9 protein-coding genes and 1 pseudogene are annotated in these 10,080 nt (G+C 72.8%); 3 read left to right on the top strand and 7 right to left on the bottom strand.

The window, feature by feature from the left end:
- Positions 1-659, bottom strand: a 659-nt coding sequence (locus tag G6R24_RS14175) for a FadR/GntR family transcriptional regulator (protein WP_163549723.1), incomplete at its 3' end; no start/stop codon positions are given.
- 528 nt (positions 660-1,187) lie between these two features.
- On the opposite strand from G6R24_RS14175, the gene G6R24_RS14170 reads away from it, so the two are divergent.
- Both G6R24_RS14170 and G6R24_RS14165 read left to right on the top strand, forming a co-directional pair.
- Positions 1,188-2,942 (top strand): metallophosphoesterase, encoded by a 1,755-nt coding sequence (locus G6R24_RS14170; protein WP_225438521.1) that lies wholly within the window; start codon positions 1,188-1,190, stop codon positions 2,940-2,942.
- A gap of 49 nt (positions 2,943-2,991) precedes the next feature.
- Complete coding sequence (locus G6R24_RS14165; RefSeq protein WP_163549721.1) at positions 2,992-5,070, top strand: DUF6461 domain-containing protein; 2,079 nt, start codon at positions 2,992-2,994, stop codon at positions 5,068-5,070.
- Between the two features lie 251 nt (positions 5,071-5,321).
- On the opposite strand, the gene G6R24_RS21680 is transcribed toward G6R24_RS14165, so the two are convergent.
- Together G6R24_RS21680 and G6R24_RS14155 are read right to left on the bottom strand one after the other, a co-directional pair.
- Positions 5,322-5,930: a DUF4190 domain-containing protein gene (locus tag G6R24_RS21680; RefSeq protein WP_175084924.1), complete on the bottom strand. Its 609-nt coding sequence runs from the start codon at positions 5,928-5,930 to the stop codon at positions 5,322-5,324.
- A gap of 247 nt (positions 5,931-6,177) precedes the next feature.
- Entirely contained in the window at positions 6,178-6,450 is a 273-nt protein-coding gene (locus G6R24_RS14155; RefSeq protein WP_163549720.1) for a ferredoxin, read from the bottom strand.
- Positions 6,451-6,810: 360 nt separating this feature from the next.
- Between G6R24_RS14155 and G6R24_RS23765 the strand changes: the two genes are divergently transcribed.
- Entirely contained in the window at positions 6,811-7,086 is a 276-nt protein-coding gene (locus G6R24_RS23765) for a hypothetical protein (RefSeq protein ID WP_338083971.1), read from the top strand.
- 71 nt (positions 7,087-7,157) lie between these two features.
- On the opposite strand, the pseudogene G6R24_RS23760 reads toward G6R24_RS23765, so the two are convergent.
- The 4 genes and pseudogenes from G6R24_RS23760 to G6R24_RS14140 form a co-directional block, all read right to left on the bottom strand.
- A pseudogene (locus G6R24_RS23760) lies at positions 7,158-7,574 on the bottom strand (NADH-ubiquinone oxidoreductase-F iron-sulfur binding region domain-containing protein); the annotation flags it as partial.
- A 35-nt stretch (positions 7,575-7,609) separates the two neighbouring features.
- On the bottom strand, positions 7,610-8,170 hold the full coding sequence (locus G6R24_RS23390; RefSeq protein ID WP_254592572.1) for a hypothetical protein: 561 nt from the start codon (positions 8,168-8,170) through the stop codon (positions 7,610-7,612).
- Positions 8,157-9,017: a ferric reductase-like transmembrane domain-containing protein gene (locus G6R24_RS14145; protein ID WP_163549719.1), complete on the bottom strand. Its 861-nt coding sequence runs from the start codon at positions 9,015-9,017 to the stop codon at positions 8,157-8,159. Before G6R24_RS14145 ends, G6R24_RS23390 begins: the two co-directional genes overlap by 14 nt.
- The gene (locus G6R24_RS14140) at positions 9,014-10,063 is read right to left on the bottom strand and encodes an FAD:protein FMN transferase (protein WP_163549718.1); all 1,050 of its coding nucleotides are present in this window, start codon (positions 10,061-10,063) and stop codon (positions 9,014-9,016) included. Before G6R24_RS14140 ends, G6R24_RS14145 begins: the two co-directional genes overlap by 4 nt.
- Between the last annotated feature and the right edge of the window lie 17 nt (positions 10,064-10,080).

Below are 10,080 nucleotides of genomic sequence, written 5' to 3'. Positions count from 1 at the left end.
GCGAGCACCCGGGTGCAGTAGGCCTCCATGTGCGCGGCCATCCGGGCCTCGGCGGTGTCGGCGGCGCCGGCGAGCACAGCCGTGGCGATGGCCTGGTGCTCGTCGATGGTGGCCTGCCGTTCCCGCGGGTCACGGACCACCGCGCCCTCGACGCGGGTGGCCAGCCTGTCCTCGGCGATGTCGCGCAGCGACTGGCAGATCAGGGCCAGCACGGGGTTGCCGGACGCGGCGATGACCGCCGCGTGGAAGGCGCACGCCCGGTCCAGATAGGCGAACGTCTCGACGTCGACCGGCTCCGGGGTGGCGTACCGCTCCAGAACCCGTAGCTCCTCGCGGTCGGGATTGGTGGCGGCCAAGCGGGCCAACAGCGGCTCGAGTGCGACCTGGGCGCGCAGCAGATGCGAATAGCGGGTCCGGAGCAGATGGAAGAACAACGTCGCGGTGCGCCCGAGCGACGAACTCTGCGGGCCGACAAGTACCGGGCCGCCACCTGGACCAGGACGGATGGTGATGAGGCCCTGCACCTCGAGAATGCGCAGGGCCTCCCGGACCGAGCTGCGGCTCGCACCGTAACTGGAGATCATCTCGGCTTCGCCGGGCAGGCTCGCACCACGGGGAAGTTCCGCCAGTTGGCGGACGATCGCCCGGGCGAGCTGCACCGAAACATTTTCTGCGCGCGATACGAGCGGGTGCACCGATGTGCGGTCCCGCTGGCCGTCCCCCGAATCCTTCAATGTCACCCGGGCATCGTATCCAGTGGAACGGCCACTTCGTGCCACGCCGAGGAAACGCCATCTGAGGAAATCTGGAAGAAATCATTTCGTAATCAACGTAACATCTTGGACGGGCGATGATCCGGTCTGTTCCCGATTTCCGTACGAACTTGTCCGACGTTGTCCGGTGACGCGTTCTGGCCTGGTGGAATCGGCGCGAAATCATCGCCGAACCATCATCACAGCGCTTCCTCATCGCCGGGCCATCGCCGAGCCATCGCGAGGCGACCACCGGGTCGACAGGTGGCGTGCGGGCAAGCGGCACCTCGTTGTTTACGCACTCTTCGGCGCCCGGCCATGTCGCGGTAGGTGATGGTGACCGGCGATGGCCCTACGTTCGAACCCATGCCTGTGAGTCCTTCAGACGAAGTTGTGGCGTCCGGAGTTCCCGCGCGTCTCGCGCAGGACATGACGATGGCCGAGCAGCATGACTGGCTCCAGAACTTCCTGCGCCGCCGGCCGGTGAGCCGCCGCGGCCTGCTGCTGGGCGGCCTCGCGGGGGCCGGTGCGGCGACCCTGGGCACGACCCCGTTCGGCCGCGCCGCCTACGCCGCGACGGACGAGGCGCCGCTGCTGGTCGGTGGCCGCCACACCGCCTTCGGCACCGACCCGGCCCGCCAGCTGCGCCTGGCCGGCCAGCTCACCCGCAGCCCCGGCCGCGGTCGCGTCCTGGTCGACATCGGCCCGACCCGCGCCCTCGGCGGCACCGTCGAGGCGGAGATCCGTCCACTGTTGTCACAGGTCCCGCAGGTGGACGGCTCGATTCTGAGCGTCGAGCAGTTCTACGTGCACGCCGCCTTCGACCGGCTCGCCCCCGGACGCGAGTACTACTACCGCTTCCGGGTTCCCGGCGGGGCGGCGACGCCGATCACGGCCACCCGCACCGGCCATGCCAAGGGCCGCGCGGGTGGGCCGTTCAGTTTCACCATGATGGGCGACCACGGTTCCAACCACACGCCCCCCGGAGCCCCCAGGGCCCTCTTCGACGACAACTACTACAAGGACGACAACCAGCCCACCGTCGCCCACGCCTCGGCGATCACCGCGGCGATCGCCCGCGTCGATCCCGCCTTCCACCTGCTCGCCGGCGATATCTGCTACGCCGACCCGTCCGGCATGGGCAGGCCGCCGAAGCGGACGATCACCGGTCAGCCGCCGACCGGCTTCGACAACTACGACCCCACCGTGTGGGACGTCTACCTCTCCGACATCGAACTGTCGGCCGCGCGCAGCCCGTGGATGTTCGCCACCGGCAACCACGACATGGAGGCGCTCTACTCCCCGCACGGCTACGGCGGCCACGCCGCCCGCCTGGACCTGCCCGGCGGCGGACCCCAGGGCTGCCCGAGCGTCTACTCCTTCGTCTACGGCAACGTCGCCGTGCTCTCGCTGGACGCCAACGACGTCTCGTTCGAGATCAGGACGAACACCGGCTACTCCGGCGGCGCGCAGACCTCCTGGGTGGAGCGGACCCTCAAGGGCTACCGGAACGACCCCGACATCGACTTCATCGTCTGCTTCTTCCACCACTGCGCCTACTCGACGACATCGCAGCACGCCAGCGACGGCGGGGTGCGCGCCGCCTGGACGAAGCTGTTCGACGCCTACCAGGTCGACCTCGTCCTGCAGGGACACAACCACCTCTACGAGCGCACCGATCCGATCCGCGGCAACGCCCCGACCCGTGCGGCCCTCGACGGCTCGACGATCGAACCCGCCAGGGACGGCACGATCTACATCACCGCCGGCTCCGCGGGCCGTCCCCGTTACGCGTTCCAGACCGGCGAGCTCGAGTCCTACCGCGGCAAGGTCGCCGCCCCCGGCTCGAACGCCGTGCCCAACAGCTACGTCTGGGCCCCCGACGGCACCAAGGTGACCGAGTCGATCAGCTGGTCGCGCACCCGCTTCGACAACTACGCCTTCGTCGCCGTCGACTCCACTCCCGGCCATCCCGGTGGCGCGTCCACCCTGACCGTGCGCGGCATCGACGAGCACGGCGCCGAGTTCGACCGTGTCACCCTCTCCCGCCCCTGCCCCGCCGCTGACCCGCTGACCCACTGGCCCGCCGCTGACCCGTTGGCCCCGCCACTGGCCGCTGACCTGGCGGTTGGCTGCGCCAAGGCGTCGTCTCGCGACCTTCCGCGCATTTTTGTCGGACCCGTCTTCTAGCGTGCGACCCGTTGGTTACGGACCCTGCGCGCAGAGGAGGCGGTTGGCCGTGAGTGAGATCGACGCAGCGACCATGGCGGTGGTCGTGCGGTGGGTGCTCGAGGTCGCGCCGACGCTGGCCGAGCGCATCCCCGCCCCGGTGGCGGTGGCGCTCGGTCGACTCGGAGCAAGCCTCGATCCGGCGGCCGCGCTCGGCGACGGGTACGCTCCCAGGCCGGTCGGCTGGGTGGGTGCCCGGGGTGCGAGCCTCCCACCACCGGGCCTCCCGTGGCCCGGTTTCGGGAGGGCGGGCTCGGGCTCCATGGTCGGGCCGAGCTACTCCCAGTCTGAGGATTCCGCGGTCCTCGGCGCCCTGCGGGCGGTGGGAGTGTCGGTAGCTGACCGGCTCCTCGGCGCCCTCGAGCTCACGGTGAACGGGCTGCGGCCAGCGCCGGTCATCCCAGTGCCGGTGCCGGTTTCACGTGGGCACACGTCCCGCGTCCAGATCGGCGTGGTCAACCGTGCGGGCGGGTCGATCGCCGCCCGGGCGGTGCGCCGGTTACATCTGCATGAGCCGCATGTCTGCGCCTTCGTCGAGGATGCCGTCGCCGCCCTCACCGAACATCCGGCGATCGCAGACCTGCTCGCCCCGGCCTCGGGTTCGGGGTCGGCCCCCGGTTCGGCTGTAGGTGCGGGCGGTGATGCCGCGTGGCTCGCGGGGTTGACCGAGGCGGCGTATGTCACCGGGCCACCAGGATGGCCGGGTAACGCACCTGCCGACGACCCCGCCGAGGCCGTGGCGGCCCTCGCACCCGCGGCGGAACTGGTGGAAGAGGCGTGGATCGCGGCCCGCCACGGTGCACGGGCGCTGGCCCTGGGGATCGCCACGGCGGCCGCGATCATGCGGCGGGCGGATGGCTCGCCGTACGACGCGGCGACGATCGTCGGTCTGGGGCTTGGCAGCACCGCGGTGCACCTGGCCCACGCTCCGATGCCCGCCGCCTACGGGCCCGCGTTGTTCGCCCGCCGCCGGCGGCTGTTCACTCTGCCCCGAGCACACGCCGGGTTGGTCGACGTCCACGGTCATGTATTCGGCCTGCTCGAGGGGGACGCGACGCTGCTCGGTGCCGGTGCCGCGGATGCCCGGTTCGCGGACAACGGTCTGGTCGCGCTGGTGCCCGGTGGGCTGCTGGTGCGCACCGGTCGCGCCGACGGTCCGGTCAACCTGTGCCTGGAGGTGCTCGCCGAGGCACCGAACGCCGAGCGGACCACCCGGCAGTTGGCGCTGCACGACGAGATCGTCGAGGTCAGCTGGCATGCCGAGATCGGATTCGCGTCGGTGGTCGGCGCCGGACCGACTACCGAGCAGCACGAGTGGCGGGAGCAGAGCCCGCCCTGGCCGGGGGACTACCGGGTGCGGGTCGCCGCCCGCGGCCGTGACCACGACAGCGAGTCCTACGAGCTACTCGTCTGGTCCGCGCCCCTGAGGCAGCCGCTGGTGCTGCGCCAGACCGACCGGCTCGGGCACCGGCTGCGCGGCCAGCCCGAACCACCCCCGCCGCCCGAGGAGAAGTACCACTGGATCCGGTCCCGCGGCTGCGTGCTCTGCGAGGCCGCGACGATCACCATCGTCGTCGGTACCGACCGCGACGAGGTGGTCCGCATCTTCGGCGCGAACCCGGTTCGTCCTCGATCGCTGCACTCCCTGATGGACGCCCCCGATCGCGTCGGCTGGCTCGCCGCGATGAACGTGCCGGGCACCGACATCGTGGTGGTGATGGAGGAGAACAGCTTCGCCGGCTCGCACGGCCCGACGATCGCAGACCTGTCCCTGGGCGGGCATGCCGGCAGCGTGTTCTGGAACGTCAACGTCGACAACCGGCTGAGCCTGGCCCGCGGCGGCGACCTGCTGCTGGCCGAGGAGAGCCTCGACCGCGCGCCGAGAAGCCCCGCGCTCGCCCCGCTGTTCCACGGCCTCGACCTCACCCGGTTCGACTGGTCGGTACCCAAGGGCCTGCTCGTCCTGGAACGTCTCACCGGCTACGCGCTGCGCCCCCAGGACGTCGACCGGCTCTGGAACGACCCGCTGGCCCACCAGATCCCCCCAGGCCCCTGGCCGCCGCAGAGGCCGCGACGGTCCGTTGGGTGAACGCCCCGACACCAGATGAGACGATGATCTGCTGACTTCGGGGGAGGTGCCGCGCGAAGGCGTGGACGGTGACACTGCGCCGCCATGCCGCGGCCTGTTCGGACGTGGATCCCGATCGGACGATGGGTCCCGGTCGGAAGATGGGCCGGTGCCGCATCACGGAAGGGGCGAGGGTGATGCGGCACCGGCGTGTGGTGCGCCGGCCGTCGGGCGATGGTGACCGACGATGTCGGCAGGCGGTGCGGAGACGGTCAGGACAGCACGAGCAGGGCGCCGATGACCCAGCCGACGATGGTCGCGCCGATGGCGACGAACGTCGCGAGCTTGCCGCGGCGGCTGCCCTTGTTCCACGACACGGCGCCGCAGGCGATGGCGGCGAAGCCGACGAACGGCACGAGCAGCGCCACGGCCGAGAACACGAAGGCGAGAATCCACAGCGTCCGCGCGCCGGCAGGCTCCACACCCGCCGCGCCCGGGCCGCCGGGCTGCGGCGGCTGCTGCCACGGACGGCCGTACTCCATCTGGTCACGGCCGGCGTCCGGGTACGGCAGGTAGCCGCCGGGCTCGTTCTGGTGCGTCGGGTAACCCGACGGGGCGGGGTACTGGCTGCCAAAGGGCTGGCTGCTGTACGCCTGGCTGCCGGCGGCGGGGTTGCCGTAGGAGCCGCCGACTCGGGTCTGCTCGGCGTCGTACCGATCGGAGTCGGACTGGCCGTAGTCGGATCGTCCGGTGTCGGGCTGACCGGTGTCGGGCTGGGGGCCGCGGGGCTGCTCGCGGTACGGGTTGGCCGCTGGCATGGTGCTCGGAGCGGCGATGTGGCGGGTGTCGTTGGTGTCGTCCACGGTGTAGGGCCTGGTCATGAGGGTGGGTCCCTCCTACGCGTCGGGTCTGCCTGGGGCGGGTCTGTCAGGGTGGTGCCTGTCTGCGTGGTGGTGTGGTGTCGTGCGGTGGTGATCGCGTCGTGATGGTGCGGTACCCAGGCCTGAGCCACTGTCACCTCCTGATCGCGTCGAAACCACGGTGACCCGGTCGCGGCCTCGGCCCAGGCTGTGGCCCAGGCCCCGTCGGCGGTGCGGGTCCGCGCCACGCTGGCGCCTGGGCGGCGGTTCAGCTCCGTCCGGTGTTCTGGGGCGAGTCCGGACGCAGGTGCAGGGCGAGGCGTGGGCACAGGTCGGCGGCGCGCCGGGCGTGGCCGGCCAGGGGTGCGGGCACGGTGAGCTCGCGGGTCTGGCCGGTGGCCGAGTGCAGCGCGATGGGGTAGCCGTCCGGATCGCGGTCGAGCAGTTCGGGGAGCAGTTCGGTGCACCAGCCGCGGCCGTCGCAGGCCGTCCAGTCGATCCACAGCCGGAGGGATCCGGACTGCTGGGCCGTGCGGGCCATACATCCTCCTTGCGGATGAGTCGAGGTGGCCACCAACGAGCTGTCGTGTGGGCCGGACCGGTCGTGTGGGCTGGCACCGTCGTGTGGGCCGTGGCTGTGGTGTGGACGGTCAGGCGGGGGCGCTGCCGCGGCAGTAGCCGTCGGCGTGGGCGCGGATGTCGGCGGCGAAGGTGCCGCAGGGCGCTGCGGACCAGGCGGGCGACGCCGTCGGGATGGTGGCAGGCACCACGTCCGGCGACCAGGGCGGCGAGGGCCAGCGCCCGGCTGGCGGCGGCGGGGTTCTCCCGGGGCGGTGCGCCGGCGGGGCGTGGGCCGCTGGCCCGAACGGACGGGTCGGCCTCGCGCAGATCATGGGTGTAGGTGCTGACGACGGTGTGGCCGACCGGGGAGCCCAAAGCGGCCATGGCGGCGGTCGCCTCGGCCAGCCGCGGCAGGCCGGTGACGCACGGGCCGCACTGGCCCGCGCTCTGGGCGGCGAGCTCGGCGACGATGCGGGCGGTCCTCGCCAGACCGCAGGTATGCGCGGGCAGCACCGTGAGGATGCCCGGACCGGGCGCCGCGTCCCAGGCGGCCAGCCCCGCGCGGGAGAAGACCGTCCCGGCCCGCGCGGACGCCGGCAGCCAGGTGCCGCCGTAGCCACCGATGCGCAGCGCCCCGACCGGAGCGCTGACCCCACCGGCCAGCTCGACCAGTTCACCGAGCGTGGTGCCGTACGGCACCTCGACGACACCCGGTACCCGCACCGCCCCGGTCACGGTGACCAGGGCGGTGCCCGGGTCGTCCACGGTGCCGAGGGTACGGAACCAGCCGGCACCCCAGCGGGCGATCGTCGCGAGATGGGCGAGTGTCTCCACGTTGTCGACGAGGGTGGGCCGTCCGCCGATACCGACCTCGGCCAGCGGCAGCCAGTGCGCGTGCGGCCGCGCGGGACCGCCGGCCACCGCCGCGGCCAGCGCCGACGCCTCCCCGGCCAGGTAGGACGCGGGCGCCTCGTGTACCCGTGTCGGGCACCGGTCCCGTCCGGCCACCTGGCGCTGCGACAGCGCCCACCGGACGGCCTGCGCACCCGGGCCAGGCTTGACATAGACGACGGCCTCGCCGGCGCCGACCGCCTCTGCCGCCAGCGCCAGCCCGTCCAGGACGAGATGGGGCGCCCTGATCAGCAGGGGGTCGCGTCCTTGGCGCTTTCGGGTTCACCCTCGGCCGCGTTGGCGATCACGATCGGTGGCCCGACCACCCGGGCGGTGCGCCGCCCCGATCCGACCGGGGCGCCTCGCCGCGCGGTCTCCAGCACCGTGGCCAGTTTGCGCCAGGTGGGGAAGGCCGCGCCGCCGTGACCGGTCAGGCCGGCGTCGCGCAGGTCGTGGAGCAGCGCCCCACCGGGTCCCCGCCAGGGCACCGGTCCATAGAGCCGATCGTGCTCGGCCAGGTCCGCCGCCGCGAGTCCCATCAGCCGGGCCGCGAGCGTGGGACGTCCCGGCCCGGTCAGCGCCACCGGCTCGCCATCGCGGCTGAGGACCACCCCGGGAGCCTGGCCCGGCATCGGCATCGGCGTCGGCGTCGGAGTCGGATCGGCGGTGGGCGCTGCCGCGGGGGACGGCGGTGAGGGCCGGGCCAGCGGTGTACGGGAGGAGAAGTCAGGTGAGGGTGCGGTGCCGATCGAGGTGGACGCGGCGGCGTGGGCGTCATCGTTGATCATCTGGAGGTCATCGAAGGTCATGGTGGGGGTCCGATCGGGGGAGGGCGGAGCCGGCGGCACAGGCCGAACCGGGGATGGTGGCCTCGGCCGTGACCGACCGCGTCGAGAACCCGGAAGCGACCAGCGGCCACTCGCCAGGCCCGGCCGGTACGGCCTGGTCGTACTGCGCGACCCGGTAGCCGTCCGCGGTCTGGTCGTACCGCGTGAGTGGTCCGGGCGGCGTAGCTGGTGCAGGCGGTGTGGCTGGTGCAGGCGGTGTGGCCGGTCCGGGGGGTGTGGCTGGTCCGGGCGGGCCCGCCGGCGTGGCGGGGTTGGGCTGGGCACCGCGGGCCCGGGGCGGGTGGGCGAAGCCGGTCGACAGGCGCCAGGCGAGTGCGCCAGCGACGGTGAGCACGCAGACGACCACCATCGCCTGCAGCCAGCCGGTGCCACTGTCGGTGCCGCCGCCAAGCGCGTGACCGATCGAGATCGGCCAGGCCGCGTAGGCCGACCAGTGCACCGCCTGCAAGACGCGCCGGCCGATCCGGTGGCGCAGCAGGCTGGTCACGATGATCGCCGCGAGCAGGTCCAGTGTCAGCGTGCCCAGGCCCGTCCACAGTGGGCGGTAGCCCGCGCCGAAGGGGATGACCACATCGGGCACGGTCAGGTGCGCGTACGGGTCGAGCAGCAGGGTGACCACGTGGATGCCGAGGAACACCACCGACAGCAGCGCCGCGGTGCGATGTACCTGGGCCACCACGAAGCCGGGCAGGCCCGCGAGACCCTGGCCCGAACGGGCCATGATGCCAAGTGCGACGTTCAGGCTCAGTAGCAGCAACGTCACCACGCCGGAGCCGCGCGCCACGTACCAGAGGGTGTCGACGCTCATCGCGACGTGCCCTCGGAACGGGTGGGAGCCGCGGTGAGGGCGGTACCCGGCTGGCCCCGCCGGCGGATGGGGGCCGGCGAGGACGGCCAGCCGGCCACCATGGTGATCTCCTTGTGGGCGTCGACGAGGCGGGCCGGCAGACCGAGCGCGCCGAGCCAGCCCGGTGCCGCCTGGCCTCGCACGACCGCCCCGGTACTCGCGGTGTTCGCCGCGACGCAGGTGCTGGCCGCGACCGTCACCGTCCGCCACACCGTGGGAGCCGGCTGGCAGGTGCGGGGATCGAGGATGTGGTGCAGCAGTCGGTCACCGCGCTGCCAGCGCCGCCCCAGCGTGCTCGAGGTGGCGACCGCCGTGCCGGCGGCCAGACCGACCACGCAGGTCGGCTCACCCGGCTGGTCGGCGACGTGCACCTGCCAGCCGCCCGTCGGCGCCTGGCCCGCGGTGGCGATGTCCCCACCCAGACTGACCAGTACCCCGGTGTCCAGCCGGGCGGCCACCTGGGCCGCGGCCCGGTCCGCCGTGTGCGCCTTCGCCGTGGCCCCGAGATCGAGCTGGACGTCCACCGGCAGGGTCAACGTCCGACCGGCCAGGCTGATCCGCCGCCAGCCCGGCGCCGGTCGGCGCACCGTCAGGACGGGCGGTCCGTTCCTGGCCAGCAGGGACAGGTCACGGTCGTAGCCCAGATCGGCCAGGGCACCACCAAGGGTCGGGATGACATCCCCACCGGTGCGCCGCGCGGCGTCCAGCGCCACCCCGATCAGCTCGGCCAGCAGCTCGCTGACCTGCTGGGGAGCGCCCCCGGTGGCGTCGAGGTGCATGATCTCCGCGTCCGGGCGGAACCGACTGGCGGCCCGGTCGACGGCGGCGATCTCGTCGGCCACGATCCGCCTGGCCGCGTCCAACTGGCCCGGATCGGTCACCACGACCTGTGCGGTGGTGCTCCACACGGACCAGGACGCGGATGCCGTCCCCCCTGGCCCGATCGGAGTCGAGGCCGAGGCGGGAACGGGAGCCGGGACCACGACTGGAACGGGAGCCGGGACCATAACCGGAACGGGAGACG

This window comes from Candidatus Frankia nodulisporulans (assembly GCF_902806475.1).
Taxonomy (GTDB): domain Bacteria; phylum Actinomycetota; class Actinomycetes; order Frankiales; family Frankiaceae; genus Frankia; species Frankia umida.
Note: the sequence above shows the minus strand (reverse complement) of the source record. Positions and strands in the feature narration are given on the sequence as shown.